This is a genomic window from Fodinicola feengrottensis (assembly GCF_039530045.1).
In the GTDB taxonomy this organism is placed as follows: Bacteria; Actinomycetota; Actinomycetes; order Mycobacteriales; family HKI-0501; genus Fodinicola; species Fodinicola feengrottensis.
Window position 1 is genome coordinate 69,904 of record NZ_BAAANY010000043.1, and the last position, 25,808, is coordinate 95,711.

Genomic DNA, 25,808 nt, shown 5'->3' on the forward strand with positions numbered 1-25,808 from the left:
ACGGAGGTGGTGGGTGGAGTGGGACCTGAGGAGATCTTCGGCGACTACCGAGCGTTGTTGTTCACCGTCGCGTACGAGATTCTCGGCAGCGTGGCCGATGCCGAGGACGTGTTGCAGGACAGCTATTTGCGCTGGTGCCACATCGATTCCTCGACGGTGACCAACCCGCGTGCCTACCTGGTGCGGACGGTGACCAGGCAGGCGATCAATGAGCTGCGGACGGCACGGCGACGGCGTGAGGCCTACGTCGGCAGCTGGCTGCCGGAGCCGATCCGGACCGCGCCGGACGCGAGCGCGGACTCGTTGCTGGCCGAGTCGGTGTCGATGGCGATGCTGCTGGTTCTGGAGACACTGAGTCCGAGTGAACGAGCCGTGTTCGTCCTGTACGAGGTGTTTGGCTATTCGCACCGGGAGATTGGCGAGCTGGTGGGAAAAGCCGAGCCCACCGTCCGGCAGATCGCGCACCGTGCTCGCGAGCACGTCCAGGCCCGGCGACGGCGGTTCGACCTCAGCCCGGACACGGCGACGCGGATCGTCGACCGTTTCCTGCGCGCGGCTCGTACCGGTGACGTCGAGGCGTTGATGGAGTTGATGGCACCAGAAGTCGTGCATATTTCCGACGGTGGTGGCCGGGTCTCCGCCGCCCGCCGGCCGATCACCGGACGTACCGAGGTCGCGCGGTATGTCGCGGGGATTGCCGGAAAGTCGGCCGCGGGCGTACGAGTGGCGGTGACGAGATACAACGCGTTGCCAGCGGTGGAGGTTTCCGCCGGCACGGGTCTTGATTACGTGCTGCTCTTTGAAATCGAGGACGCGGCAATTCGCGCGCTTTATGCCGTACGCAACCCCGAAAAGCTGCGAACCGCCGCGCTTGTCCGGCAGATCACCCGCGGAAAGGACGACGAGTGGAAGAGGTGACCGTCGAGCGGGTGGTAGCGGCACCGGTCGAGGAAGTCTTCGACTGGCTGGCGACGACCACCAACTACACCCGCAGCCGATGGGTGCTGCGCGCACGGTTGGCCCGGGCCGGCAGCGGTGCGCCGTACGGCGTCGGTGCGATCCGGTTGCACACGTGGGTGATCGGCTGGTTCCGTGAGCGCATCACGGCGTACCACCGGCCGCGTGGTTTCGACTATGTCGTCGAGCGAAGCATCCCGCCATCGCGCCATGAAGGCGGCCGGATGACGTTCACCGAGGTTCCCGGCGGCACCTGCGTGCGGTGGTCGACCACTGCCGAGGTCCGGTTGCCGTTCGCCGCCACCATCACCCGGCTTTTGGTCCGGCCGCTTCTCATTCGGGCCTTCACCGCTATTCTCGACACCGCCGACACTGCTCTGCGTACGACCGGATCCACCGGACCGAATCGCTCGCTCTGATCCGCTCTTTCGGGCTTCCCGGTGGTTGTCAAGATCCGCACGGGAAAGCGACCTGGCGCTATTGCGTTCGAAACCCGCGAGCTTTCGCTTTCCTGAGCGTACCAAAAGCCAGGAAAAAGATGACATATGTAGATTGATTTTTGGTCGACTTTGGGTAGGTTTGCTCTCGGCGCGGAAAGTGTCGCCGAAATCCGGAAAAAGGAGAATCAAGAGCAATGAGAGCCCGATCTGGGGTGGTGAGCTTGGTTTTCGCGGCAGTGTGTATGGCTGCCGCGTTGACTGTGACGGCTGCCCCCGCAACGGCAAGCAGTCCGCCAACGGGGAGAATTTCTCCGATTTCTTCGGCCGGACAGCATTGTGCGGTGTTTTTGGACCGCGTCACGCCGGGCCGGTCAGCGATGAAGGTTGTCTCGCGGAGTTGTTCGGCGGCAGGAAAATCCGCGCTGGCGGTGCCGGACAGTGCGGCGGACACCGCGTTGGTCACTGTATTCGCCGACCAGAACTATCTCGGCGGCTCGTTCACGTACTATGACACACACGGAAATGGCACCTGTGATGCTACCGGGTATTCGTTCGATGATGTCGCGGAGAACAACGCCTGGCTGAATGGCATCTCGTCCATGCGCGGTTATGACCGCTGCACTGCGGCGGAAATCTACACGACGATCAACCGCCAAGGATCCCCGTGTTTCAGCCAGGAGTCGCCGGCTGACGGCGGCCCTATTCCCTACGTTGGCGATGTATGTAACGACCATGTCCGCTCGTTCCGTATCTGGGCCCGCTAGGCACCGAACAGGAGAGACGAAAATGTCGAAGAGATGGAACGTGGCTGCCCTGGCCGCGAGTGCGATCGCCGTGACCATGATCGGTTCGTTGTTCGTGTCGAGCAACGCGCAGGCGGCCGCAGCCAGCCCGAACATTGTGGCGATGAACTGTAAATCCGGTATTGACTACTTCCAGTTCGACGTTCCGACTTCCGATGGCGACTCGTACTGTTTCGCGTACGCGGGCTCGCTCCCGCTGAATATCGCGGATGTTGACTACTTTCAGGCGGGCAACAACTCGGGATCCTTCACCTATCTGGACCCGAGCACAAAAACCTGCAGAATCAGAGCGTTCACCAAAGGTGATTATAGCAAGATGCCCCTGGTGGATATTCTCTCTCTGACCATTATCTCGGACAACTAAACCGCCTAACAGAACATCGCGCACTGCGTCTTCGTTGTTGACAATCCCGCACTTCTCTCGTGAGAGTGCGGGATTGTTCCGTGGTCAACAACACTGTGCGGCTACGGATCAAACTGTCAGTCCTGTGTGGTCTTACGGGCGCGGAAGGCTGCTGCCTTGACTCGGCCGCGGCATGCGTCGGAGCAGAAGTGACGTACGGCGTTACGGGAATTGTCGACGTAGACGCGGTCGCAGTGCGGTGCTGTGCAGACTCCGAGGCGGCCAGCGAGATCGCTGCCGATGGCCAGGGCGAGGGCGGCGGCGCATCCCGCGGTCCATCCCACCGAGAAGCTGTCGTCGGTGCCGTGGAAGTGAAGTTGCCAGGGCTCGTTGTCGACGCGGTCGAGTTGAGGGCGAGCGCCGGTGGTGCGCATCAGGACGTTCACGAGTTCAGCGGCCCGGTCGGTGTGGCCACTGTCCACGGCGTCGAAGACCGCTCGCATCTGGCGGCTCGCGTGCGCGAGATAGACAGCGTGCCTCGGCTCGACCGCGGCGCGGTCACGGGCGGGCGGCAGCGTGTCGCGAACGGCTTGGGGGAGTTGGTCACCCTGTGGGGCGGTGTACGCACGGCCTTGCCGGGCTCCGTCGGTCAGCGCGTTTACGAGCGAGACGGCCACCTCGAGGAGCGCCGCTACGTGACCATCGAACATCACTTGACTGGTCACTCCTTCGCCCTTTAGTGTCTATGCGTCACCGACGATAGCAGGTTCGCTGGTGACGACCGGGAGGGTTCGTGCAAGAGTTGCCACGTGCGGTGCGGCTGCTGATCGTGGCGCGAGCAGTGAACCGGCTGGGCGCGTTTTCCCTGTCGTTTCTTACCGTGCTCATCACCACGAGGTTCGGGGCCAGCGCAACTGTCGCCGGATGCGTCAGTGCCGCCTTCGGTCTCGCCACGATCCCTTCTCGGCTGGTCGGCGGGCGGCTGGCCGACCGAATCGGCCGACGCCGGACGATCGTGGTTGGTCTGGCGGGGTGCGCGGTGGCACAACTGGGCCTCGCCGCCGCGAATGGCCTGGTGATGGTCATCTGCTGTGCGGTGCTGTTGGGCCTGGTCTTCGAGATCTATCAACCGCCAAGTCAGGCGATGATCGCCGACGTCGTGGCACCGAATGAGCAGGTCCGTGCGTACGGCCTGCTGAACGTGGCGCTGGCCGCAGCGGGTATGGGTGCGGGCCTGCTGGCGGCATTCGTGGGCCGCTGGGACCTACGGTGGCTGTTCGTCATCGACGCCCTCACGTGCCTGCTCTGCGCCCTCACCGTGCGCCTCGTACTACCCGCGGACCGTCGCGCGGCAGCAGTGAAGACAACCGATCCGGAGCCTGTGATTGCTCCGTGGCGCGATCGCGTCTTGCTCCGCATGCTCGCCGCCGGAACGTTGTTCGCGATCATCTACCTCCAGATCATGATCACGCTCCCGCTCGCCTTGGACCGGGCCGGAATGAGTCCTTCAGACGCGGGCTTGTTGTTCACCACCTCCGCACTGACTATCGCCGCGGGACAACCGCTGATGCGTTGGCGCCTGCTCTCCACAATGTCCGCGCCCGCCGCCTTCGTTGTCGGCTATGGATTGTTGGCACTGGGACTTGCCGGATACGGGTTCGCTCGCGGCCTGCCCGCATACCTGGCGGCAACCGTGGTGTGGAGCGTGGGCGATCTGCTCCTCGTTGGCCGCGCCTACGCACTCGTAGCTGGTCTGGCCCCGCCCGGCGGCAAAGGGCGATACTTGGCGGTCTACGGCACCAGTTGGGGCATCGCGGGTATCGCCGCCCCGATTTTGGGAACGCAACTGCTTCAGCATGCCGGGCCGGTCGGCTTGTGGACCGCGATGGCGCTTGCCTGCCTGCTGCTCGCGGCCCTGCAACCCGCCATGGTCCGGGCCGCGACTCGCCCTGGAAAGGCTGAATTTCAGCCGAAGGGGACGGACAGTAAGGCGGCCGGAACGAGTGTGCCGGAGCGGCAATAGCCCAGGGTGTGGCCGCTCACCAATACTGCCACCATCGCGCCATCCGCCTGGTCTGGCGTTTGAAGGCATGTCAGCCGCGCCCCTGGTACCTATTCACTATGGCCGTGCTTTCGGCGTCCAAACACGCGGCGAGGGCATTTCGCATGGAACTCACCCTCCCGATCGGATGATGCCGCGGCGGGGACGCATTGAACGGTACCGTCGTCTGGCGGAGAGCTGCGACAGCGTAACTATTCTCGATCTGCCTCGCTAACGGGCCGCGGGGATGTCTTCCTGAGTGCGGAAAGATTGGCGAGACCATTTCCGTGGTGACGCGAGGTCGCCAAGGAATCACCTTCCTGGTTAGGGGCGGTTTCCGGGTCGCGACGGCGGGTCTCAGTTGTTGGCTAGTCCTACGACGAGATTGATGGTGGCTGCGATGACCACGGCACCCAGGACATACGAGATTAACGCGTGGCGGAGGGCGGTCCGGCGGATGTTCTTGGTCGTCAGATCGGTGTCCGAGACTTGGAAGGTCATCCCGATGGTGAACGCCAGGTAGGCGAAATCGCTGTAACGAGCGTCGTCGTCCTCATTGAAGTCAACGCCGTGTGCGTGGTCGGAGTAGTGGATTCGGGCGTAGCGGGTGGTGAAAACGGTGTGCACACTCAACCAGGACAGCGCGACGCTGCAGACACTCAGGCCGGCTTGGATGTCTTTCTGGCTGCCGGTCGAGGTGGCCAGCAGCAGCAGGCCGACCGCGGCCAGGCTGGCCAGTGCCGCGCCGACCACCAGAAGATCGGTGAGCGTACGCCCGGGATCCTCGGCAATCGCGTGTTTGCGGGTGCTCGGGCCGTCCATCGGCCAGATGGTGATCCAGACCCAACCCACGAAAACGGCGGCGGCGCACATCCAACCCACCAGGATTGCGTACCGCCAGCCAAAAGCGGTGGTGCACAGCGCGCCTGCCACGATCCCGGCGGCGGCGGCCACCATGACCCGGACCCTGGCGGTGACCGTACTTGTTCTGGCTACCTCGGTCGTCACTGCGCCTCCGATGCCCGGCCTCGCCGGTGGTGCCCGCCGCGGTCCCTGAGCGTGAATCCACCATGCCAGCCGGCGCCACCGCCCGCAGAACGGCGGCCCCTCGCCGCAGTGGTCTCAGACCCGGATCGTCGGCCGGTATCCACTTGGGATCACTGTCCTGAGACAGATGCCGGTTGAGGACCCGCTGCCGGAGAGTAGACCTGGCGATCGGGCGACTGGTCCGGTCGAGTATTCGGAAGGAAGTGTCAGCCAGATGAGAACACCTAGATGGGCACTGGTGGCGGTCGCCGTGGTGGCGGTCGGCATCCTCGGCGGTGGCGCAATCGCGACCACTGCCTACGCGACGGCCCCGAACTCCAGTCACGTGGAGAAGGGCAGCAAGCCAAAGCCGCCTGGCGCGCCGCTGAACGCCAACGGCGTCGTGACCGCTCTCAAGACTGTGAAGGGCGGGCAGGCGGTCGTGCTGCGGACCGCGACCGGGAGCGCCACCGCGCTGCTGACGCCCAAGACCTCCATCGTGACGACAGCTGGAAAACCGGCGACCCTCGCGGTCGGCGAGAACGTGGTCGTCAAGGGCTGGCAGGCCAAGCCTGGATCACTGCAGGCCGTGGTGGTCGTGGTTCGCTAGTGTCCCGCGGCGCACACTCGGGACACTGATCACCTGCGCTGGAGGTTGGCCATGGACGCGGTGCGTACGGTGCGGCGGCCGCTCGTCGTCGACGCTGCCCTTGCGGTGGTCCTCGCCGGCGGCTCGCTGGCCCTGGCGAATGTGAGTTTCCTGGGTGACAAAGCGCTGGTGCTGTTTGGTGCCGATCGGGTGCCGGCCGTGCTGGGGTGGTGGATCGCCACCGCCGTCGCGCTCGCCGCGTTGCCGTGCCGCCGGAGTTATCCGGTGCTCGTCTTCTGGTCCACCGTGGCGATGGCGATTTACCACATGTCGTGGGGATGGGGGTGCTGCCTGCCGACGCCGCCGTGTTGATCGCGCTGTTCGCGGTGGTCGACCAGCACCGGATTACGGTCTCGCTGGCGGCCACCGCGGTCGCCCTGCTGGCCCTGTTCGGTTGGTCGTCCTATGTGGACGCCGTCAGTCCGGCGGCCAAGGCGTTCAGTTCCCAGCAGGTGTCCTTCGCCAAACCTGTCTACAAGAACCTGCAGCTGGATCCGCACGGTACGCATGTACCCACCAGCTGGGGTGGGTTCGACGTGTTGGTGCTGATCCTCTGCCTCGGCTGGCTGGCGGGGCAGGCGCCCAGGCATCGCCGTGCGTATTTGGAGGAGGCGCTGCGGCACGCCGCGGACGGCGAACGGGACCAGGTGCGGCTGGCCGCGCTGGCGGTCGCCGCTGAACGCGCCCGGATCTCCCGGGAACTGCACGATGTCGTCGCACACAGTCTGTCGGTCATGGTCGTCCAGGCGCAGGGCGGGGCCGCGGCGCTGGACAGCGAAAGCCCGGACACGCGGCTGGCGCTGGATGCGATCGTGGACACCGGGCGGCAGTCGCTGGCCGAGATGCGCCGGCTCCTTGATGTCCTGCAGGACTCGCCGGATCGCTCGGTCGACTGGCGGCCGCAGCCTGGCACCCGCCAGCTTCCCTCGCTCATCGACCGGATCCGGGACACCGGCATGCCGGTCGACTTCAGCGTCGACGGGGTCGTACGCGCACTCCCGCCAACAATCGACGTATCCGCTTATCGCATCGCCCAGGAGGCACTCACCAACGTGGTCAAACACGCCGGCCCCGATCCGTGCGCTGCGGTTCGCCTCAGATATGAGGACAGCCAGATTCTCCTCGAGGTCACCGATCACGGCACCGGCCCGACCGAGCCGATCGAGCCAGGCCATGGCGTACGCGGGATGCGGGAACGCGCGGCGCTGCTCGGCGGGGATCTCGAGGTCGGACCCAAGCCCGACGGTGGCTATCGAGTGTGGGTTCGGCTGCCCACCACGGTGGTCCCATGACCACCCGCGTGGTGCTGGTCGACGACCAGGAGCTGGTACGTACCGGCTTCCGGTTGATTCTCGCCAACACCGAAGACCTCGAGGTGGTGGGTGAGGCCGCGGACGGGATCGAGGCGATCAGCACCGTCGCGAGAACCGCACCGGACATCGTGCTGATGGACATCCGGATGCCCGGTCTCGACGGAGTCGAGACCACCCGCCGCATCCTGGCCCGGCCCGAGCCGCCGAAGGTGATCATCCTGACCACTTTCGACCTCGACCGGTACGTGTACGCGGGCTTGCGGGCTGGCGCCAGCGGGTTCCTGCTCAAGGACACCATGGCCAGCGAACTCATCCACGCGGTCCGGGTGATCGCCGCCGGCGAGGCGGTGATCGCCCCCACCACCACCCGCCGGCTGCTCGAGCGGTTCGTCGACGCGATGCCGGCCAGCGACCCGCCAGCCGCCGCCGCGGTGGCAGCCCTCACCAACCGTGAACGAGAAGTCCTCGAACTGATCGCGTACGGATTATCCAACGCCGCCATCGGCGCGAAGCTGTTCCTCACCGAGGGAACGGTGAAGGCTCACGTCAGCCGCATCTTCACCAAGCTCGGACTACCGGACCGCGTGCACGCTGTCATTTTCGCCTACGAGACCGGGCTCATCCATCCAGGAATGCCCTCTCCCTAACGGAAAGAGCCAGCTGGGCATCAGGGTCCACAGTGGACACCACCGGATCGGGAAGTCGGCAGGTCACGGTGACGATCGCGGAGTGCGGTGTGGCTCAGTGGTGGTTACCGAATACTTGGAGGCCTCGAACCCGCGGTGGGCTAGTTTTTGCCCGGGCTGTTCGGAGTATTCGCCAGCAGTGCGTGGCGGTGCGCCAGGGCGGCCGCCTCGGTACGCGTACCGACGCCGAGTTTGGTCAGGATGCGCTGCACGTGGCTCGCCACCGTGTTGGTGGAGATGAACAGCTCGACGGCGATGCTCGCGTTGGAATGGCCTTTCGCGAGTACGCGCAGGACCTGCAGCTCGCGGCGGGTCAGCCCGAAGTCCGCGCCGGCCGGCTCCCGCTGTTCGTCCAGCCGTGCGCGTACGGCGAGATCATCGATCCGTGACAGCAGCGGCGCGGCCCGCAGATCGGCGGCGATCATCCGCGCCTCGCGCAGCCGCAGCCGGGCACTGGATCGACTGCTGACCGCCAGAGCGACCGCGGCTCCGGCGGTCAGTGCCGACGCCAGCTCGTACCGATGGCCGAGGTCACGCCAGGCCGCAGCCGCCGCATCCCACTCTTTGAGTGACCCTTTTCCCGCCAATGCTTGGAAAGTCACCAGCTGCGCGGCTGGGAGCGCGGGTAGCACTGAGATCCCGAAAGCCCCGGCAAGCAGTGACCGAAGAGCCTGAAGCCGTGCCGCGACCTCGGCGACCACCTGCCGGTTCCGCGGTTGGGTGGCCAGCCGTGCTCGCTGCGTGCGCGCCGCGGCCAGTACGACCCACAGGCGGTCGGGGGACAGCGGCCAGTCATCTGGTGGCGCGGCGAGGAAATTCCCGACGAGCTGGTCTGCCAGGTCCAGATCGCCTCGCTCCAGCGGACCGGAAATGGCGACATAGCCGACTGTTCTGGCGATCTCCGGGGAGCCGGGATGGCGGTTCGCGAAGTCCTCCAGCCGGCCGGCAAGGTCCGCGAAGCGGTCCTGGTCGCCGCGCCGGAGTGCGATCATCGCGGCTCAGACCTCAGTGCGGCGGCGTACAGAGGTGGCGGATCATCGGCGAGCGCCTCTTCCGCCACCTCGATGGCCTCGTCCCACCGACCAAGCTGTGCCAAGGCCCAGGTCCGGCATGCGGCCAGCATGCTTCCTCGTGAGCGACCCTGGCCGAACCGCTCCGCGGCCCGCTGACCGGCCCGCGCCAGCTCGGCCACCGCCTCGAAGTCGCCGGCCACACCCATCGAGGTCGTCTGCCATTGCATGCTGGTGAGGTACGTGTGGTGGTCACCCGCGGCTTCGGCCTCTTGGCGGCTTTGCACGTAAAGCTCGGACGCGCGCTGGACGTTGCCATCCGCGTTTTCGGCGTATCCAAGTGCCAGCAAGGCGGGTCCCCGACCGCTCCCCAGCCGCAGTGCCTCGGTCGCGGCGCGCCGGCAGGTGCCGAAATCAGCGTCGATGGCCGCGACGAACGCCAACGCGGCGAGCAACTCACCGCGTACGTCATCGGCCACACCCCGCGGCACCAATGCGACGGCGGCCTCCACGTCCGCCCGGCCACCCGAGTCGATCCGGTTGCGTAGCCGCCCGCGCAGCTCCAGCAGCCGCGCCACCCGGACCGGTTCGGCCGTGGGGTCCAGGCCCGCGATGGCCGCGGTGCCGTGCGCCATGCCGGCGGCCGAGTTGCCGGCCGAAAAACTCGCGGCGGTGGCGCGTTCGTGGACCGATACCTGGTCGGTCCTGGTCAGCTGCTCGGCGCCGGGAACTCGCGGCCACAGGTCGAGCGCGCGTTCGAGCAGGTTGAGCTCTTCGTCGTACGCGTACTGCTGGCGCGCCAGGTCCGCTGCCAGCAAAGCGGCGGGCAGCGCCAGCGCCGGCTCGCCGGCCGCGGTCCAGTGCTCGGCCAGCGCCGCCGGATCGGCGACAGTCCGCGCGTACCGCCGGTGCAGCCGCCGCCGGTCGTGCGGCAGCAGCGCCTTATAGACCGCCTCGCGGATCAGGTCGTGCCGAATGGCGTAGCCGTCGTCCCGTACGACGAGCTGCTCGTGGTCGACCAGCGTTCGCAACGCGCTGTGCAGATCGACTTCCGGCAGCTCGCCGACGGTCAGCAGTTGCTCTTCGGACACGGTCGTGCCGGCGACCGCGATGACCGGCAGCAGGGATTGTGCCTGCGCAGGCAGGGCGGCGACGCGGTCGAGCAGCAGTGTTCTCAGGTTGCCTTCGAAGTCCTCGGTGGCATGGAGCGCCTCGACGAACAGCGGATTGCCGCCGCTGCGCCGATGGATGAGGCTGCTGCGTACGGGATCCGGCGTACGCCCGCCGATCGCCGCCAGCAACTCGGCGACGTGCGGCCGGCCCAGTGGTGGCAGATCCACTCGTACGACGTCGCCGCGCCGACCGAGCTCGGCCAGCACCTGGCGGCCGGGGTGGCCGGAGGCCAGTTCGCCGGTGCGCACGGTGGCCAGCAGCAGGACCGGCCGGTCGGTCAGGTTGCGGGCCAGATAGACGAAGACCTCTCGGCTGGACGCGTCCGCCCAGTGCAGGTCCTCGACCACCAACACCACTGGGCGGCGGGCGGCAGCCCTGCTGACCAGCGTCAACAGCTCCTCGAGCAGGCGCGTACGGCCGGCTGGCGCGGGCGTCAGGCCGGGCAGCCAGGCGGCCAGCGCGGACCCGTCGAGCGGCAGCAACGCGTCGACGCCGGCCCGGCCGAGCTGACGTACCAGGTCGCGCAGGATTGCCACGAACGGGACGTAGGGCGCGGCGTTCGCGCCGACCTCCAGGCAACCGCCGGCCAGCAGGAGCGGCTCGCCGGGCAGGTCGGCGGTCGCGGTGGTCACCAGCCGTGACTTGCCGATGCCGGCTTCGCCGGACACCAGCACGGTGACCGCCGTCCCCCGCCGCGCCCGCTGGTACGCGGCGTCGATGCTGGCTCGCTCGCTGCCGCGACCGATCAGCACAGAGCTGATCATTGCTCGACTTCCTCGGTTTTCATCAGATCTGGTGACGACGCTGGCCGGTCGGCGATGCAGACTTGCCCCAGCGTATTCATTGCCGAAGGGATCAACGTGATGGAGCGCCCGAAAGTCCTCGACGAGCTCCCTAAGCCGATTTCCCAGGAGGTGATCAACTCGCACATTACGCCGCGATTCGCGTTTATCGGTACAGACGGATTTCCGCGGGCGTACCGATGGCATTCCGCAGGAATAGGTCGGACGTTGTCGTGAAGGGGTCGTACAAGCGGCGCGACGACCAGATGTACGTGATCAAAGCCCCTTGGAATCACCTGAGCGCTCACAAAAGGGGCGCCGGCCCGCACTGGATCGTCCCAGCGCGGGAACAATCAGTTGGAGGACTGGATGCGTAAGTTGATTCTGGGATTTTATGTTTCGCTTGATGGTAAAAGTGCTGACGGGGACAATGGGATCCGGGACGTCATGATGGGAATTGACGACCTCGAGCAGGAGGAGTATTTCGTTGCCCGACTGTGGGAGGCTGGGGCCTTCTTGATGGGCCGGAACACGTACGAGGCTATGGCTGGTTACTGGCCCGCCTCTGTTCACCCGTCCGCCAAGGCGATGAACGAGATCCCCAAGGTGGTGTTCTCCCGGACCCTCAAAACCGCTGATGACTGGCCCGAGACCCGGATCGCGGGCGGTGACACGGCCGAGGAGATCGCCAAGCTCAAGGCCGAGCCCGGCAAGGATCTCGTCGCCGCCGGCGGCACCCAGTTCCAGCACTCGCTGATCAAGCTCGGCGTGGTCGACGAATACCGACTGTGGGTGCTCCCCGCCGTCACCGGCAAAGGCGCGCCCCTGTTCCCCGAGTTGGCCGCGGCCGTACGGCTGCGCCTGGTGAAATGCACGACCTTCTCGTCGTCCGGAATCCTCGAACTCTGTTACGTACCAGCGGACAAGTAAAGTCCGCAAGCAGGGCGATCTGACGCCAACCTCTGGCCAGGGTGTCGAGGGTGCACGAGAAAAGGAGGCGCGGCAGTGAGCGGTACCAAGGTGTTGGTGGCGGGAGCGAGTATCGCGGGGCCAGCGCTGGCCCATTGGCTGCGTCGGCGCGGAGCCGAGGTGACCGTGGTCGAGCGGGCCCCTGGACTGCGTCCGGGTGGGCAGGCGGTGGACGCGCGCGGGGTGGCCAAGGAGGTCATTCGGCGGATGGGGCTGGACGCGGCGGTACGCGCGGCGCGCACCGACACCGCTGGCGCGTACACAGTGGACGTGGACGGGAACGTGCTGGAGACCTTCCGCGCGGAGGACGACGGCGGCGACGGATATATCTCGGAGGTCGAGATCTTGCGCGGGGACCTGTCCCGGGTGATCTACGACGACACTCGGGATGGTGTCGAGTACGTCTTCGACGACCGGATCGCCGAGCTTAGCCAGGACGCCGACGGGGTCGACGTGGTCTTCGCGGGCGGTGACCGGCGGCGCTTTGATCTGGTGGTCGGCGCGGATGGGCTGCACTCGTCGCTGCGAGCGATGGTTTTCGGGCCGCGTGAGCGGTTTATCCGCCATCTCGGGCTGGTGTTGGCTTTCTACAGTGTGCCCAACGAGTTCGAGCTGGGTCGCTGGCTGCTCGACTACCAGGAGTCCGGGCGCTCCGCCGGCCTGCGGCCGCTTCCGGACGCCAGCCGTGCGATGGCGATGCTTTCTTTCCCCGCGGCCGATTTCGATGTTGACTACCGTGACGTTGAGGCGCAGAAGGGCCTGTTGCGCGAGCAGATGGCCGATTTTGGCTGGTTGACTCCGCGCATCCTCGCGCATCTGGACGACACTCCGGACTTCTATCTTGACCAGGTCGCGCAGGTGGTGATGGACCGCTGGTCGAGCGGACGGGTGGGGTTGCTCGGAGACGCGGCGTTCAGCTCGTCGCCGATGTCGGGGGGAGGCACCGGACTGGCCCTGGTCGGCGCGTACCTGCTGGCCGGAGAGCTGGCCTGCGCCGAGTGGGACCCGGCGGCCGGGTTCGCCGGCTATGAGCGGCGGATGCGCTCGTTCGTCGAGGCCAACCAGGAGATCGGTCGGTTGCACGTGCGCAGCCTCCTCCCCGGTCCGGCCACTGAGCCGGGTACGGAGCCCGAGTGGGACATGGAGCTGATCGAGCGTGCGATCAACGGCGTCGAACTGCCCGACTACGCAGGGGTGCCGGACTCCGAGGCCCCGACCGGAACGCCGATCACCTCGTCGGCCAAGCCGTAGGCCATCGCCTCGTACGCGGTGAACCAGTTGGGTGCTCGGTGATTTCGTACCCGAGCACCGCACCAACGGTCACGTTTCCGGAAGATGAAGGTGGCTATGTGAACTCAGATGTGCACGGTTGGCCGGTAGGTGAGCTCTTGGGTGTGGCCGTCGAGTGTGCGGCTTTCGAGTAATTCGAGGTCGAAGTCGGCTGCGCCGTGGAAGATTGGTTCGGTTCCGGTTTGCCCGGTGATCACGGGGAAGACGGTCAACTGGATGCGGTCGACTAGCCCGGCGGCCATCAGTGCCCAGTTCATCGACAGGCTGCCGTTTGAGCGCAACGGCACCTCGGACTGTTCTTTGAGTTTGGCGACGATGTCGACGGCGTCGCCGTTCACGAGGGTGGCGTCTGGCCAGTCGAGGGGTCCTGTGAGGGTGGTTGAGATTACCGTTGTCGGTAGGTTTCTCATTCGGGTGTTCACTGGGTCGAGCATTTTGGTGCTGGGGCCAAGGAGTCTCATGAACTGCCGATAGGTGTTGGCCCCGAACACCATCCGCTGCTTCTGGCCGTACAAGGCGAGACGGTGTTCGAGGAACTCCGGGCCTTGTTTGCCCCAGTAGCCGCCCCAGTTGCCGCCGTTGAATGAGCCGAAGCCGTCGAGGCTGGAGAAGATGTCGAAGGTGTAGGTCGCGGCCATGATGCTCTCCTTGAGCGAGGGGTTGTCGTTCGATTGCTTGGGACGCTATGGGCGGACTTGCCGAGAGCTTCACGCTTGCTGGGCCGGCTGGGTTTCGCGGATGCGTTCCTCGACGGTGAGCTTTCCCGACGGGCTGCGATATGTCTAAGACATGATGGAGCTGGTGGTGAGATCATCCAGCAATGATCAGTTCGCAGCAGCTGGAGTATTTCCGTGCGGTGGCGCGAGAATTGCACTTCACTCGCGCCGCCGCGCAGCTGCGGATCGCGCAGCCGGCGCTGTCGCAGCAGATCCGCAAGCTGGAGCGGCAGCTGGGGGTCACGCTGTTCGAGCGGGACAACCATCGGGTCGAGATCACCGCCGCCGGCCGGGCGCTGCTGACGCACGCTGAGCGGATCCTGTCCGACCTGACCGCCGTGGACGAGGAGATGTCCGGCTGGGCCGGCGGCACCCGCGGCCGGGTGCGCCTGGGCACCGCCCGCGGCTTGGCCGCGGCACTGACCCGGATGCTCGCCAGGTTCGGTGAGCAGTATCCGCTGATCGTGGTCGAGCTGCGGGAGGAGAGCACCAGCGCCATGGTCTGCGACCTGCACGCCGGCCAGCTCGACGCGGCGACACTGGGTGCGCCGCCGAGCCCGGACGACATCCGGTTGGCCTATCACCCGCTCGGCCGCGAGCCACTCGTCCTGGTCACCGGCGCGAATGGTCCGCTGGCTGGCCGGCAGCAGGTACGCATCGCCGACCTCGACGGCGTGGACCTGCTGCTTTACAGCCCCGGCTCGGCCGTACGGGAGTCGATCGTGGCGGCCCTCGCGGCGGCCGGCGCCAGGCCACAGATCCGCTTCGAGGCCCGCGAGTACGGCACCGCCCGGATGGTCGCCAACGCCGGCCTGGCGGTCGCGATCATGCCCCGAACGGTCGCGGAGGAGGCCGGCCCGCCGGTCGAAGTCATCCAGCTGCGGCCGGCGCCGACCTGGTCGCCGGCCCTGGCCTGGTCCGCGGAACGCCGGCCGGCGCCGGCTTTGACCGCGTTCCTCGATTTCGCCATCCAGCATCTTGATAAGCATTCCGACTCACCATCAGCTCTATAAGCTCTTGGACATCTCACTGCGTGCTGCTCAGGCTGGAGTCAACAGACCGGACTTGGGAGCGGATAGTGAATCGATACGCACGTGGTGAGTCGGAATTCAAAGGCCTGATGGGCAGCTCACCTGGGCAGACGCTGGCCGAGGTGCGGCGCCGCTCACCCCAGCTGTACGACGCGGTGGTCGAGGGAGCGTTTGGCGGCACCCTGTCCCAGGCCGAGTTCGACCGGGCCGGACGCGAACTCGCGACCGTCGCGGTGCTGGCCGCGCTGGGCGGAGCCGAGCCGCAGCTCGCCGTACACACACGGGCCGCGCTGGACCACGGCATCGTGGCTTCTGAGCTCCGCGCGTTGTGCGAACACGTGTCGGTCTACGCCGGATTTCCCCGTGCGCTCAACGCGCTGCGGGTCGTCGACGAGGTGCTGGCCGAGGCCGGCATAGCGCGACCGGCCGAACTGCGTCGCGTACAGCTGCGCGACCACGAGACGGTGGTCGCCGAGCGCGGCGACAGTGGACCGGCCGTCGTCCTGGTGCACGCGCTCGGCCTGGACTGGCGGATGTGGGAGCCGGTCCTGGACCAGCTCGCCGACGGCCGCCGGGTGTACGCGTACGACGTGCGCGGTCACGGTTGGGCCGCCGGCTCGCCGACCCCGTTCACCATGGCCGACACCGCCAACGACCTGTTCGGGGTGCTCGACGCGCTGAAGATCGAGCGCGCACACCTGGTCGGTCTGTCCTACGGTGGTGGCATCGTCCAGGCCGCCGCGGTCCGGCGGCCGGACCGGGTGGCGTCGCTCGCGTTGCTCTCCACCACCGACTATCCCTTCGACGCCTTCGAAAGTCGCGCCCGGTCCGGCGAGACCGACGGCATGCGCGCGCAGGTCGTACCGTCGCTGACCCGCTGGTTCACCCCCGAGGCGCTGGCGGTCGGCGGCTGGGGCGTCCGGTACGCCCGCGAGCGGGTGCTGCGCGGGAACCCGCGGGACTGGGCAGCGGCTTGGCGGTCGTTCATCAGCCTTGACGTACAAGGAAAACTGGCCGACTTCGGCGGGCCGACCCTGGTGTTGGCCGGCGAACGGGACGTCTCCACCACACCGGAGATCATGAGCGGCATCGCCCGCCGCATCCCAGGCGCGACGTACCAGGAACTGCCCGGCACCCCGCACATGCAGACGCTCGAACAGCCCGAGCGGGTCGCCGCCGCGCTGTCTGATTTCCTGCCACAGTCGTGAAAGCGGCCTGGTATGAGCGGAACGGGCCGGCCGGTGACGTGCTCGTCGTCGGCGAACTTCCCGACCCGGAGCCGGGTTCCGGGCAACTGTGCGTACGCGTCGCGGCGGCCGGGATCAACCCCGCCGACGTGAAACGGCGCTCCGGCGCCGGCAATCGGGCGATGCGTACGCCCAGGGTCGTGCCCGGTGACGACGGCGCCGGGGTGGTCGACCGGGTCGGTCCGGGCGTACCGGCCGGGCGGATCGGCGAGCGGGTGTGGATCCACTCGGCCAACCATCGGCAGTCGTACGGCACGTCCGCCGAACTCGTGGTCGTACCAGCGGCTCAGGCGATCGGCCTGCCGGCCAACACGTCCTTCGAAGCCGGCGCGTGCCTGGGCGTACCGGCCCTGACGGCGCACCGGTGCGTGTTCGCGGACGGGCCCGTGGACGGTCGCACTGTTCTGGTCACGGGGGGAGCCGGCAGCGTCGCGCACTACGCGATCGAGCTGGCCAGGCACGGCGGCGCCACGGTCATCGCGACGGCGAGTACGCCGCGCAAGCAAGCCGCCGCGCGCGAAGCCGGCGCCCACCACGTTGTGGACTACCGCGAGCCCGACGCCGCCACCGCGATCCTCGACCTGGCCAGCGGCGGCGTCGACCGGGTCGTCGACGTCGCCTTCGGCGCGAACCTGCCCCTCACCTCGGCCGTGATCGCCACCAACGGGGTGATCGCGAGCTATGCCTCCGATGCCACGCCCGAACCGGGCCTGCCGTTCTATTCGCTGATGCGCCGGGGGGTGACCATCCGGCTGGTGCTGGTTTTCGTCATGCCGGAGGCGGAGCTGAGCGCGGCCGTCGACGACGTCACGCGGCTGCTGGAGCGGGACGTCCTCACCCATCCGATCGCCGCCCGGTACGCCCTGGACGACATCGCCACCGCACACGAAGCCGTCGAGCAGGGCCGGCTGATCGGCAAGACCGTCATCATTGCCTGACGGAGCCGGCAGGGTCACGTACGGCCGCGCAGGGCGGTGAGCTCGGCGGCTACCTGTTCGCTGGACGGGGGCCGTGGCCGGATCCACCAGCCACTGCAGCATCAGGCCGGTGACCAGCGCCAACGGCACCGAGCCGCCGAGGCCTTCGCGCGCTATCGACTGACCGCTCCACGGCGCCGCACCTGTCGAGTGCCGAACAAAACCCCACTCTCGACGTCGAGAGTGGGACAAAACCCCACTCTCGACGAAAAAGCCAGGCGAAACAAAGCCGAACCCAGCTCCCTGCCGGTACATCCTGCAGGGCGCCACCGGACTCACATCCGTCACGCCCCTCGCCCACTCCACGACGTTTGTCCAGTACGACACCGCCGGCTTAGTAGTGCCCAGCTTTTTGAGTCTGCAGGCCGTAACTAGGCGCCATATATACGCTCTATCCACGACTTGTCACACCGTGCAGCAGTCGCTGCGTACCTGGTTGAAGCAGGTCAGTGATGTTGCTGAAGTGACCAGTCACGAAGCTGCCGAACTGGACAACGACGAGGCCACGGCCAAGCTCCACTGGCAGATTGCCGGGCACTGCTCGCCCCCCGGAACATGACAATTCCTCATCGGACCTGCCTGGGCCGTCTGCCGTGCCCGCCCCGGGCCCCGCGCGGATCGGTTGTTCGGGGTTTGTCGTTCGACGCTCACGCCCCGATTCCGAACAACCAGAGTGCGGTAGACAAAGCGTCGGCCCAACCACCTCCGAAAGGTTCGCAAACGTGAAGTTCAAGCGTTCTTTTGTTGCTGTTGCGGTGGGAGTCGCCGTGACGTCGGTCGGGTTCGGGTTCGTCGCCCCCGCCAACGCTGGGGTCGCGAGTCCGAACTGGTGCCTGGCCGGCACCCAGACGGGCGATTCGACCGAGATTTACGTGGACATCAACGCCTGCACGGACTACGTCCCCTCGGTTAAAGGCAAAGCTGCTCAACGACGGATTCAAGGGCCACTTCCACTTCACCGGACCGCGTGGATACCACTACGACTCGCCGACCCAGCTCTGGCCGGCAGGCGCCTGGACGCCGCTTTACCCGGGACCGGGTCAGACGTACACCAACGACCTGGTGTGTGAGCAGTTTTGGCAGCAGGTTCCCGGTGGCGTCACTCCGGTCGGCGGGGTCACCTGCTGGCGTAACTGATCGCACAGCCGTAATGACCGACGGACCTCGAACAATTCGATGCGCGGTAAGCCAGGCACGGATTGATATAGCGAGTAATCGCTACCACCAGGCCGGTCAAGTATGAGGTATATGCCTGGCCAAGAGACTAGGGAATGGATGAGTACGTGAAGACGACGCTGATGAAATGCATCTGTGTAGGAGTCCTGGCGGGCGCTTCGGTTTTCGGTGCGACGGAGGCCGCTGCTGCTGCGGTAATGCCGGTATCCGCTTTTTCGCCCGACAACTTCGCATACGTTCGCGGGTTCTCGACCTTGGATTTGTGCAATCAGTACGGGGTCGCTCACTACAACGGCTATAACAATAGTTGGTTCTGTGTGCAGGACACCAATCCCAATAACGCGCCGTGGGCGCTGTACGCCGAGCAGGTTGCTTAGTCCAATCCTGGATGGAAGGTGTCTTGATGAGAAAGCTTATGGTTGGTTTTATCTCACTGGCGCTGGCAGTGGGACTGGTGGCCGTCGGACCAAATGGTGCTGCCGCGGCACAGCTCCGACCCGCTGACACTTATACGCGGGTGTGGACTGGCGTATCGGCGGTGAAGATCGCGAATGTCGGTTATTATTTGACGATCAATATGTGGCAGGACAACCAGAACGGTTGGTTCCACGGGCAGGTGACAGGCTTCCCGGCTGGTTGGGTCGGCCTGTATGACCGCAACTATAACCTCATCGCGGGAACTGGTGCGTCCAAGAACGTACAATGGACTCCGGATGCAAGCGGTGGCGGAACGCCTCAGAATACGCTTGAGATATGCGGGCAGGCCACGCCGCCGTCAGACAATGGTGTGTCCGGACAAGAGGTCTGCAGCGGCGTGGGAACCTGGACCTGAGGCGGTTGTTCTGTGTTGGCTTGACCTTGCCCCTGGGGCAGGGTTCGAGCATGTCGGGAGTACGGCCGACGCCGTACTTCCGACAGCTGACACAGACAGGATTTCCGATGGACGCGGTGAAACTGCCGACCGAACGGTCGCCCCGATGCCCGTTCGACCCACCCGCCGGACTGGCCGAGCTGCGGGAGCGGCCGGTACGCCGGATGCTGTTCCCCGACGGCCATCTGGGCTGGCTGGTGACCGGACACGCGCAGGTGCGCGCGGTGCTGGCGGACCCACGGTTCAGTTCCCGCCACGAGCTTGGCCACTATCCACTCGCCGACATCGGGACGCCGCCGCCGGCGCCGCCCGGGACACTGACCGCGATGGACGCGCCTGAGCACACGCGGTTCCGCCGGCTGCTGGTCGGGCGGTTCACCGTACGGCGGATGCGCCAGCTCACCGACCGGCTCGTCGAGATCTGCACAGACCACCTCGACGCGATGGAGCAGCACGGTTCACCGACGGATCTGGTGGCGGCGTACGCGCAGCCGGTGCCGGCGCTGATGATCTGTGAGCTGCTCGGCGTCCCGTACGCCGACCGGGCGTCGTTCCAGAGCCACATCGGCGTCCTGTCCGGGGTCGATACGACGATGGAGGAACAATACGCGGCGTACCAGACCCTGATCGACTACCTGGCCGGGCTGGTGGTGGCCAAGCGGGCCGTCCCGACCGACGACATGCTGAGCGAGCTGACGGCGAGCGACCTGACCGACACCGAGCTGGCCGGGGTGGCGACGTTCCTGCTGGGCGCGGGTTTCGACACGACGATGAACATGCTCTCGCTCGGCACGTACGCGCTGCTGCGCCATCCCGACCAGGCGGCGGCGCTGCGAGCGGAGCCCGAGCTGGCCGCGAGCACGGTCGAGGAGCTGCTGCGCTACCTGACCATCGCGCACACGGGCGCCCGGTACGCGATCGCCGACGTCGAGCTGGACGGCGAGCTCATCCGAGCCGGTGAGACAGTCGCGATCTCGCTTGCCGCCGCCAACCGCGACCCGGACAAGTACGCGGATCCGGACCGGCTGGACGTACGCCGGCAGGCGACCGGCCAGCTGGCGTTCGGCCACGGCATCCACCAATGCCTGGGCCAGCAGCTGGCGCGTACCGAGCTGCAGGTGGCGTTGCCTGCGCTGTTCACCAGGTTCCCGGACCTGCACCTGGCCGTACCGGCCGACGCGGTGCCGCTGCGCCAAGGAACCGACATTTACGGTGTGCTGCGCCTGCCGGTGGCATGGTAGGGCGGCGACACGAGGGAGAGGGACTGCGAGGCGCATGATCACCATCGGCCAGCTCGCGGCATCCGCCGGCTGTACGGTCAAGGCCGTCCGCCACTACCACGAGCGCGGCCTGCTGCCGGAGCCCGAGCGGGACGCCTCGGGCTATCGGCGGTACCGCGCCGAGCACGCGATCGCGCTGATCAAGATCCGCACGCTCGCTGAGGCTGGGGTGCCGCTGTCCCGGGTGAAGGAGCTGCTGGCCGCGGACGAGGAGCAGTTCGCCGCGGCCATCGCCGACATCGAGAGCGCGTTGCGTGCACAGATCCGGCGGATGGAACTCAGCAGGCAACGGGTGCTGCGCCTGCGGGCCGGCGACGAGCTGTTCGTGTCGGCCGAAATCGCCGACTACCTGCGACAGCTGGAGGAACTCGGCCTCAGCGAGCGTGGCGTACGGACCGAACGCGATCTCTGGATTCTGATGCACACCGTCTCGCCGGACGACGCCGCCAGCTGGGTCGCCGAGAAGCTGACCGCGATGGCCGATCCCGAGTTCCGCGAGATCTACCGTGCGTACGACGCGGCGTACGACTGGCCGGCCGACGACCCGCGGCTGCCGGCGCTGGCCGACCGTACGAGTCGCTGGCTGCTCAACCAGCCGCCCGGTCCGGACCACCCAGTACAGGTCGACCCGATCATCGTCCGGATGCTCCGCACGTCCGAGCCGGCCAGCTCGCCCAGTTGGCGGCGACTCGACGAGCTGCTCACCGATCTGTCCGTGGATCGGTAACCCGTTCCGCCTAGCCGGCCGCCGCCAGCGGCTCAGCGTCCGCGCTGCGGGTCAACGCCTCGTTCGCGTCGGTCTCGCGTCGCGTCCGGTCCAGGCGGGCGCGGGCGCCGGCGAGAGCGTCGGAACCGAGCAGCAACCGCAGAGGCGGTACGTCGGCGTCCACGACGGTGGCGATCGCCGCGGCGGCCCGCACGGGGTCACCGGGCTGATGGCCGGACACAGCCAGCGTGGAGTCGCGGCGCTTGCCCGCGGTCTGCTCATAGTCGTCCAGACGGGTGGGGGACTGCTGCATCGACTTCCCTGCCCACTGCGTACGCAGACCGCCCGGCTCCACGATCGTGACCGCGATGCCCAGCGGCGCGACCTCCGCGGCCAGCGACTCCGACAGACCTTCCAGCGCGAACTTCGTGGCGTGGTAGTAGCCGGTCGCGGCGAAGGCCGCCAAGCCGCCGAAGGAGGAGACGTTGACGATTCGCCCCGAGCGGCGGGCCCGCATGCCGGGCAGCACCGCTTTGAGGACCGTCACCACGCCGTGCACATTGGTCTCGTACAAGGCACGAACGGCGGTGTCCTCGCCCTCTTCAATGGCGGCCAGGTAGCCGTATCCGGCGTTGTTCACCAGGACGTCGATGCATCCGTACGTCTGCTCGCACGCCTGGACGGCCGCGGTCACCGACGGGGGATCGGTGACGTCGAGGGACAGCGCCAGTGCCCGGTCTCCATACCTGGCAGCGAGATCGGTCACGGTCGCGCGATCGCGTGCGGTGACCGCGACCCGGTCACCCCGGTCGAGCGCGTACTCGGCCAGCGAGCGGCCGAGGCCGCTGGAGCATCCGGTGATCAACCACACCGGCGATTTATCTGTTTCGGTTGCCATGCCTCCATGACACCAGCGGCTCCGCGGACGTGCCACACCCTGTTGAGGGTGGCTCTCGCAGGGTCAGCTTCCGCGGCGTCGTACCAGGATCAAGCCCGCGAGCAGCGGTAAAGTCGTACTGGATGACACGCGAGGACAACCAGCTCGGCTCCTTCCTGCGTACCCGCCGGGAGAAGATCGACGCCGCTTCCGCCGGCGTCGTGGACACCACGCGACGGCGGGTCACCGGGCTGCGCCGCGAGGAGCTGGCGTTGCTGGCAGGGGTCAGCCCGTCCTACTACACCCGGATCGAGCAGGGCCGCGACCGGCATCCCTCCCGTGAGATCCTCGAAGCGGTGGCCCGAGCGCTGCGCCTGGATGACACCGAACGGGCGTATCTGTGGTCCCTCGCGACGCCAGCGCTGGCCCCAGCTGACGCCCACGCCGTCCCCGAGCACACCGTGCGACCGGGGATGCTGCGCCTGCTGGAGCGTTGGGCCGACCTGCCGGCCTTCGTCGTCGCCCCCAACCGCGACGTACTTGCCGGCACCGCGCTGGCCGCTCGGGTCAACCCCGCGTGGAGCCCGGGACACAACCTGATCGAGTTCACCTTCCTCGATCCGCGCGCGCCGGAGGTCTACCCGGACTGGGAGGACATCACCCGGCAGGCCGTCGCTGGCCTGCGTACCACCGCGGCCGCGCGCCGCGCGGAGCTCGACCCTTTTGTCGCGGCTATGCGCGAGCGCAGCGAGACTTTCCGCGAGCTGTGGGACTCCCATGACGTGTACGAGCGCGTGATAGGCGACAAACGGCTGCGCGTCGACGGCATCGGCGTCCTGCTCCTCAGCTTCGAAACCTTCGCGCTCGCCGGACCCCAGGGGCACGTGCTGTACGTGTACTTTCCCCAACCTGAGAGCAAAGACGACACGGCACTGCGCAGCCTCGTCTAGCCGATCGCAACTCAGGAGTTCGGCTCGGCGCCGAGCGAGGCGCCGAGCGCGGCGTCGCGCAGCTCGCCGAGCTGGGCCGGCGTCAGCTCGCGGAGCTGGGGAACGTCCAGAAAGCCTGGCTGCCCGGGCCGACGACGAGGGTGGACCGGCCGAGCTGCTCCCGGTGTGCGGAGGCCACCGAGCGGTTGAGCGAGAACTCGACGCCGCGCAGGCCCGCCTGGCCAACCGGGACGGAGTCGAACTGCAGCGTGGTTCCGCCGCAGTAGGCGATCACACCACCGGCAACCGTACGAATGGTGAATCCGCCGGCTTTCAGCAGCGGCGTCGTATTGGCCAGATCGCGCGCGGTGACGGCCAGATGGACGCGGGTGACGTCGCGCATCAGGTGGTTCTTGTAGTCGTCAGACAGGTAACGCTCGCGGCTGATGTCGCCGGGAAATTCGGCGGGCTCGGTCTTGTTGGCGCGCGGGTCGGCGAAATACTCCGGTCTGTATTCCATTCCCCAGGCGCCGAACTTGTCGTACTGGTCAGTGGTGAACACCGCGTCAAACCACGGCACCGGCGCAGTGCCGTCGCCGAAGTCGCGGGTTTGGGTAAAGGTCAGCGGGTTCGCGATGCCGTCCGCACGCAGCCGGTCGACGACCGTGGCCAGCTGCCCGGTCCGTTCGACCGAGACACCCATTCCGGCCGAGCCGAACTGGTTGTCCGGCGCCGGTAGGTCACCGGTACCGAACAGCTCGAGGTAGGTGTTCTTGCCGTACACGTAACGGCCAGTCCACGATCCCTGACTGCCGGTCGTCGTACGCACCTCAAAGCTGGCGAAATCACGCAGGTAGGTCGAATGCTCAATGGCGTCGGCGGTGGTGCGGTCCAGCACCCCGTACGTGTGGTTGAAGTACAGCAACTGCTGGCCGTTGTTCTGCGCTGCCTGCGCCGTACTCGCGCCGGCCGCTGCCACACCTGTGAAAGCAAGCGTGAGCACCATGGTCGTTCGCAACAGTGTTTTTAGCCCCATGCGGCGATCCTAGGGTCCAGGTGCGCAGCTTTATCGATCTTTTACTGATTCGACAAACTTCCGCGCCACCCGGACTTTGACACTAATTCAGGTCAATTCGTTATACCGATGGCGGCGGCTAGTACGACGTCAACGAGCTGGTCGACTGCGTCCGGCCACCTGCGCTTCCCACCCGCGCAAAGGATTCTGCTATGGACGGAGGTTTCCAGCCAGGCGCGCATCCTGCTGGGAACCGGCGGCTCTCAGACTGGATCTATGCACGTGCCGTCGCAGTAGTAGAGCAAAAGGAACCCGCAGTCCGCTGCATGCACGTGGCAGTCGTACACGTCACCGGCTGGGGAGCAGTAGTTGGGTGAAGGGCCGCAGTAAGGACTGTCAACGCTGCAGTTGCAATCGGGTTCGGATGGGCTGTGCGGTTGCACCCGTGCGTAAGCGGGCGCAGGACCAAGGGTCGCGAGCAGCGTGCGCGTCTGGTCCCGGCCAAGGACGCGTTCGGCATCCGCTTCAACATTCTTGACCACCGTGTCGGGCGTCGCGGAGGTTCGGTCGTTCGAGAAGTATTTCTCTGTCGCGGCGATGGTGCGAACACGATCGAGTACGCCGGACTGCTCGGCGGTCAGACTCGGGTGGGAGGCGCGATAACGGTCGATTTGAGTGACCCACAGCCGGCTGCGTGCGCTTGCGGGCAATGCCTGGTAAATCGCCTTGCGGTAGGCCATCGAGTACGAAATGACCTCGTCGTACTCGGCCGGCAGGTTGTGGCGATGCGCCGCGACCCAGGCCTGCGCGGAGGTGTTGGCCTGTTCGGCAAACGCCGGCGTACGGCCGGTGAGGATCATTCCACCGGCCACCGCGATCCCGGCGGCGCCGAACTTCAGCAGCTGTCGGCGCCCCACCGCGGTTGACGGACGCGGAGTCAGCGTTTCATGGCGGAGCTGCCCAAGCGCCCGCACGACGCGCATCGACGAGCGTGGTCCGAGCAAACGCGCGAGCCGCGCTGTCATCCTCGTGCCGGTCCACGCACGCGGCCGTCCGTCCGTCAGCTGGATGAGCGTCGGTGCCCAGGGCGGATTCTCGCCGAGTGCCTCCTGCCGCCATCCGCGGACGTCGTCGCGCGACAGCGGCAGGATTTTCAGCCTGCCGCCGCACGCCTGGCTAACCGCCGTCGAGATTTTGGTGCATGTGCCACATGTGGCGTCGAACGCCAGTACCCAACGTTCACTCATGGCTGTAGACGGTGACATTGCGGATCGGATCCTCACAAGCCTTTCGAGCACGATGGAATGCTTGGGCGGACGTACGCGACGGATGTGCTGAACCACGCAACACGACGAAGAGATTCTCGTGGATTTGGCAATGCACCGCGCAGCTGACTCCGCCGGTGAAGATGCCAATGAGAGCGGCGGCGATCTCTTCGGCGGTGACATCGCCGCGTAGGAAGTCCTCCACGGTTCTGCGGGAACTTGATCGCCTGCCAGCT

29 protein-coding genes are annotated in these 25,808 nt (G+C 66.7%); 20 read left to right on the forward strand and 9 right to left on the reverse strand.

What is annotated here, in order from left to right:
• The first annotated feature begins 18 nt into the window (after positions 1-18).
• From ABD301_RS39555 to ABD301_RS39570, 4 genes are all read left to right on the forward strand, one after another.
• Positions 19-918, forward strand: a complete 900-nt coding sequence (locus tag ABD301_RS39555) for an RNA polymerase sigma-70 factor (protein WP_344315169.1) — start codon at positions 19-21, stop codon at positions 916-918.
• Positions 906-1,376, forward strand: coding sequence for an SRPBCC family protein (locus tag ABD301_RS39560; RefSeq protein WP_163570103.1), 471 nt, complete (start codon positions 906-908; stop codon positions 1,374-1,376). The genes ABD301_RS39555 and ABD301_RS39560 overlap by 13 nt, the downstream gene beginning before the upstream one ends.
• 263 nt (positions 1,377-1,639) lie before the next feature.
• Positions 1,640-2,161, forward strand: a complete 522-nt coding sequence (locus ABD301_RS39565; RefSeq protein ID WP_344315170.1) for a hypothetical protein — start codon at positions 1,640-1,642, stop codon at positions 2,159-2,161.
• A 40-nt stretch (positions 2,162-2,201) separates the two neighbouring features.
• The gene (locus tag ABD301_RS39570; RefSeq protein ID WP_344315171.1) at positions 2,202-2,564 is read left to right on the forward strand and encodes a beta/gamma crystallin domain-containing protein; all 363 of its coding nucleotides are present in this window, start codon (positions 2,202-2,204) and stop codon (positions 2,562-2,564) included.
• 116 nt (positions 2,565-2,680) lie between these two features.
• On the opposite strand, the gene ABD301_RS39575 is transcribed toward ABD301_RS39570, so the two are convergent.
• On the reverse strand, positions 2,681-3,268 hold the full coding sequence (locus ABD301_RS39575) for a CGNR zinc finger domain-containing protein (RefSeq protein WP_344315172.1): 588 nt from the start codon (positions 3,266-3,268) through the stop codon (positions 2,681-2,683).
• A 68-nt stretch (positions 3,269-3,336) separates the two neighbouring features.
• Between ABD301_RS39575 and ABD301_RS39580 the strand changes: the two genes are divergently transcribed.
• Positions 3,337-4,566 (forward strand): MFS transporter, encoded by a 1,230-nt coding sequence (locus tag ABD301_RS39580; RefSeq protein WP_344315173.1) that lies wholly within the window; start codon positions 3,337-3,339, stop codon positions 4,564-4,566.
• Between the two features lie 375 nt (positions 4,567-4,941).
• On the opposite strand, the gene ABD301_RS39585 is transcribed toward ABD301_RS39580, so the two are convergent.
• Positions 4,942-5,592, reverse strand: coding sequence for a DUF1345 domain-containing protein (locus tag ABD301_RS39585; protein ID WP_279581512.1), 651 nt, complete (start codon positions 5,590-5,592; stop codon positions 4,942-4,944).
• A gap of 253 nt (positions 5,593-5,845) precedes the next feature.
• On the opposite strand from ABD301_RS39585, the gene ABD301_RS39590 reads away from it, so the two are divergent.
• The 4 genes from ABD301_RS39590 to ABD301_RS39605 are packed head-to-tail and all read left to right on the forward strand — an operon-like array spanning position 5,846 to position 8,219.
• A complete protein-coding gene (locus ABD301_RS39590) occupies positions 5,846-6,220 on the forward strand; it encodes a hypothetical protein (RefSeq protein ID WP_344315174.1) in 375 nt (124 codons plus the stop codon).
• Positions 6,221-6,271: 51 nt separating this feature from the next.
• On the forward strand, positions 6,272-6,571 hold the full coding sequence (locus tag ABD301_RS39595; protein WP_344315175.1) for a hypothetical protein: 300 nt from the start codon (positions 6,272-6,274) through the stop codon (positions 6,569-6,571).
• On the forward strand, positions 6,538-7,551 hold the full coding sequence (locus tag ABD301_RS39600; protein WP_344315176.1) for a sensor histidine kinase: 1,014 nt from the start codon (positions 6,538-6,540) through the stop codon (positions 7,549-7,551). Before ABD301_RS39595 ends, ABD301_RS39600 begins: the two co-directional genes overlap by 34 nt.
• Positions 7,548-8,219, forward strand: a complete 672-nt coding sequence (locus ABD301_RS39605; RefSeq protein ID WP_344315177.1) for a response regulator — start codon at positions 7,548-7,550, stop codon at positions 8,217-8,219. The genes ABD301_RS39600 and ABD301_RS39605 overlap by 4 nt, the downstream gene beginning before the upstream one ends.
• A gap of 140 nt (positions 8,220-8,359) precedes the next feature.
• Here ABD301_RS39605 and ABD301_RS39610 read toward each other — a convergent pair whose 3' ends face one another.
• A complete protein-coding gene (locus ABD301_RS39610; protein ID WP_344315178.1) occupies positions 8,360-9,250 on the reverse strand; it encodes a helix-turn-helix transcriptional regulator in 891 nt (296 codons plus the stop codon).
• Complete coding sequence (locus ABD301_RS39615) at positions 9,247-11,205, reverse strand: ATP-binding protein (protein ID WP_344315179.1); 1,959 nt, start codon at positions 11,203-11,205, stop codon at positions 9,247-9,249. Before ABD301_RS39615 ends, ABD301_RS39610 begins: the two co-directional genes overlap by 4 nt.
• Positions 11,206-11,592: 387 nt before the next feature.
• On the opposite strand from ABD301_RS39615, the gene ABD301_RS39620 reads away from it, so the two are divergent.
• Both ABD301_RS39620 and ABD301_RS39625 read left to right on the forward strand, forming a co-directional pair.
• A complete protein-coding gene (locus ABD301_RS39620) occupies positions 11,593-12,153 on the forward strand; it encodes a dihydrofolate reductase family protein (RefSeq protein WP_163570117.1) in 561 nt (186 codons plus the stop codon).
• 75 nt (positions 12,154-12,228) lie between these two features.
• Positions 12,229-13,443 (forward strand): FAD-dependent monooxygenase, encoded by a 1,215-nt coding sequence (locus ABD301_RS39625; protein WP_279581514.1) that lies wholly within the window; start codon positions 12,229-12,231, stop codon positions 13,441-13,443.
• 104 nt (positions 13,444-13,547) lie between these two features.
• On the opposite strand, the gene ABD301_RS39630 is transcribed toward ABD301_RS39625, so the two are convergent.
• A complete protein-coding gene (locus ABD301_RS39630; RefSeq protein WP_344315180.1) occupies positions 13,548-14,120 on the reverse strand; it encodes a dihydrofolate reductase family protein in 573 nt (190 codons plus the stop codon).
• 182 nt (positions 14,121-14,302) lie between these two features.
• On the opposite strand from ABD301_RS39630, the gene ABD301_RS39635 reads away from it, so the two are divergent.
• The 8 genes from ABD301_RS39635 (at position 14,303) to ABD301_RS39670 (ending at position 21,507) form a co-directional block, all read left to right on the forward strand.
• Positions 14,303-15,211: a LysR family transcriptional regulator gene (locus ABD301_RS39635; protein WP_163570119.1), complete on the forward strand. Its 909-nt coding sequence runs from the start codon at positions 14,303-14,305 to the stop codon at positions 15,209-15,211.
• A gap of 65 nt (positions 15,212-15,276) precedes the next feature.
• On the forward strand, positions 15,277-16,437 hold the full coding sequence (locus ABD301_RS39640) for an alpha/beta hydrolase (RefSeq protein ID WP_344315182.1): 1,161 nt from the start codon (positions 15,277-15,279) through the stop codon (positions 16,435-16,437).
• Entirely contained in the window at positions 16,434-17,414 is a 981-nt protein-coding gene (locus tag ABD301_RS39645; RefSeq protein ID WP_163570125.1) for an NADPH:quinone reductase, read from the forward strand. Before ABD301_RS39640 ends, ABD301_RS39645 begins: the two co-directional genes overlap by 4 nt.
• A gap of 451 nt (positions 17,415-17,865) precedes the next feature.
• Complete coding sequence (locus ABD301_RS39650; protein ID WP_163570127.1) at positions 17,866-18,012, forward strand: hypothetical protein; 147 nt, start codon at positions 17,866-17,868, stop codon at positions 18,010-18,012.
• A 712-nt stretch (positions 18,013-18,724) separates the two neighbouring features.
• Positions 18,725-19,006 carry a hypothetical protein gene (locus tag ABD301_RS39655; RefSeq protein WP_279581517.1) on the forward strand — a complete coding sequence of 94 codons (282 nt, stop codon included), beginning with the start codon at positions 18,725-18,727 and terminating at the stop codon, positions 19,004-19,006.
• A gap of 26 nt (positions 19,007-19,032) precedes the next feature.
• Entirely contained in the window at positions 19,033-19,461 is a 429-nt protein-coding gene (locus ABD301_RS39660; RefSeq protein WP_163570131.1) for a hypothetical protein, read from the forward strand.
• Between the two features lie 107 nt (positions 19,462-19,568).
• Positions 19,569-20,741 (forward strand): cytochrome P450, encoded by a 1,173-nt coding sequence (locus tag ABD301_RS39665; protein ID WP_344315184.1) that lies wholly within the window; start codon positions 19,569-19,571, stop codon positions 20,739-20,741.
• A 34-nt stretch (positions 20,742-20,775) separates the two neighbouring features.
• Positions 20,776-21,507 (forward strand): MerR family transcriptional regulator, encoded by a 732-nt coding sequence (locus ABD301_RS39670; protein WP_163570133.1) that lies wholly within the window; start codon positions 20,776-20,778, stop codon positions 21,505-21,507.
• Between the two features lie 10 nt (positions 21,508-21,517).
• Here ABD301_RS39670 and ABD301_RS39675 read toward each other — a convergent pair whose 3' ends face one another.
• The gene (locus ABD301_RS39675; RefSeq protein WP_163570135.1) at positions 21,518-22,384 is read right to left on the reverse strand and encodes an oxidoreductase; all 867 of its coding nucleotides are present in this window, start codon (positions 22,382-22,384) and stop codon (positions 21,518-21,520) included.
• A gap of 122 nt (positions 22,385-22,506) precedes the next feature.
• Here ABD301_RS39675 and ABD301_RS39680 point away from each other — a divergent pair, with 122 nt between their 5' ends.
• Positions 22,507-23,313, forward strand: coding sequence for a helix-turn-helix domain-containing protein (locus tag ABD301_RS39680; protein WP_344315185.1), 807 nt, complete (start codon positions 22,507-22,509; stop codon positions 23,311-23,313).
• An 82-nt stretch (positions 23,314-23,395) separates the two neighbouring features.
• Here ABD301_RS39680 and ABD301_RS39685 read toward each other — a convergent pair whose 3' ends face one another.
• The 3 genes from ABD301_RS39685 to ABD301_RS39695 all read right to left on the reverse strand — a co-directional run bounded on the left by ABD301_RS39685 (position 23,396) and on the right by ABD301_RS39695 (position 25,777).
• Positions 23,396-24,328: a DUF5829 family protein gene (locus ABD301_RS39685; protein ID WP_344315186.1), complete on the reverse strand. Its 933-nt coding sequence runs from the start codon at positions 24,326-24,328 to the stop codon at positions 23,396-23,398.
• 242 nt (positions 24,329-24,570) lie between these two features.
• Positions 24,571-25,554, reverse strand: coding sequence for a bacteriocin fulvocin C-related protein (locus ABD301_RS39690; protein ID WP_344315187.1), 984 nt, complete (start codon positions 25,552-25,554; stop codon positions 24,571-24,573).
• Positions 25,547-25,777: a hypothetical protein gene (locus ABD301_RS39695; protein ID WP_344315188.1), complete on the reverse strand. Its 231-nt coding sequence runs from the start codon at positions 25,775-25,777 to the stop codon at positions 25,547-25,549. The genes ABD301_RS39690 and ABD301_RS39695 overlap by 8 nt, the downstream gene beginning before the upstream one ends.
• Between the last annotated feature and the right edge of the window lie 31 nt (positions 25,778-25,808).

Excerpts from the sequence above, each read along its gene's own strand:
- ABD301_RS39665 (WP_344315184.1), top strand. The coding sequence starts at position 19,569 with ATGGACGCGGTGAAACTGCCGACCGAACGGTCGCCCCGATGCCCGTTC.
- ABD301_RS39590 (WP_344315174.1), top strand. The coding sequence starts at position 5,846 with ATGAGAACACCTAGATGGGCACTGGTGGCGGTCGCCGTGGTGGCGGTC.
- ABD301_RS39675 (WP_163570135.1), bottom strand. The coding sequence starts at position 22,384 with ATGGCAACCGAAACAGATAAATCGCCGGTGTGGTTGATCACCGGATGC.
- ABD301_RS39630 (WP_344315180.1), bottom strand. The coding sequence starts at position 14,120 with ATGGCCGCGACCTACACCTTCGACATCTTCTCCAGCCTCGACGGCTTC.
- ABD301_RS39600 (WP_344315176.1), top strand. The coding sequence starts at position 6,538 with ATGGGGGTGCTGCCTGCCGACGCCGCCGTGTTGATCGCGCTGTTCGCG.
- ABD301_RS39620 (WP_163570117.1), top strand. The coding sequence starts at position 11,593 with ATGCGTAAGTTGATTCTGGGATTTTATGTTTCGCTTGATGGTAAAAGT.
- ABD301_RS39605 (WP_344315177.1), top strand. The coding sequence starts at position 7,548 with ATGACCACCCGCGTGGTGCTGGTCGACGACCAGGAGCTGGTACGTACC.
- ABD301_RS39680 (WP_344315185.1), top strand. The coding sequence starts at position 22,507 with ATGACACGCGAGGACAACCAGCTCGGCTCCTTCCTGCGTACCCGCCGG.
- ABD301_RS39595 (WP_344315175.1), top strand. The coding sequence starts at position 6,272 with ATGGACGCGGTGCGTACGGTGCGGCGGCCGCTCGTCGTCGACGCTGCC.
- ABD301_RS39610 (WP_344315178.1), bottom strand. The coding sequence starts at position 9,250 with ATGATCGCACTCCGGCGCGGCGACCAGGACCGCTTCGCGGACCTTGCC.
- ABD301_RS39690 (WP_344315187.1), bottom strand. The coding sequence starts at position 25,554 with ATGAGTGAACGTTGGGTACTGGCGTTCGACGCCACATGTGGCACATGC.
- ABD301_RS39685 (WP_344315186.1), bottom strand. The coding sequence starts at position 24,328 with ATGGGGCTAAAAACACTGTTGCGAACGACCATGGTGCTCACGCTTGCT.
- ABD301_RS39655 (WP_279581517.1), top strand. The coding sequence starts at position 18,725 with ATGGATGAGTACGTGAAGACGACGCTGATGAAATGCATCTGTGTAGGA.
- ABD301_RS39565 (WP_344315170.1), top strand. The coding sequence starts at position 1,640 with ATGGCTGCCGCGTTGACTGTGACGGCTGCCCCCGCAACGGCAAGCAGT.
- ABD301_RS39660 (WP_163570131.1), top strand. The coding sequence starts at position 19,033 with ATGAGAAAGCTTATGGTTGGTTTTATCTCACTGGCGCTGGCAGTGGGA.
- ABD301_RS39635 (WP_163570119.1), top strand. The coding sequence starts at position 14,303 with ATGATCAGTTCGCAGCAGCTGGAGTATTTCCGTGCGGTGGCGCGAGAA.
- ABD301_RS39615 (WP_344315179.1), bottom strand. The coding sequence starts at position 11,205 with ATGATCAGCTCTGTGCTGATCGGTCGCGGCAGCGAGCGAGCCAGCATC.
- ABD301_RS39670 (WP_163570133.1), top strand. The coding sequence starts at position 20,776 with ATGATCACCATCGGCCAGCTCGCGGCATCCGCCGGCTGTACGGTCAAG.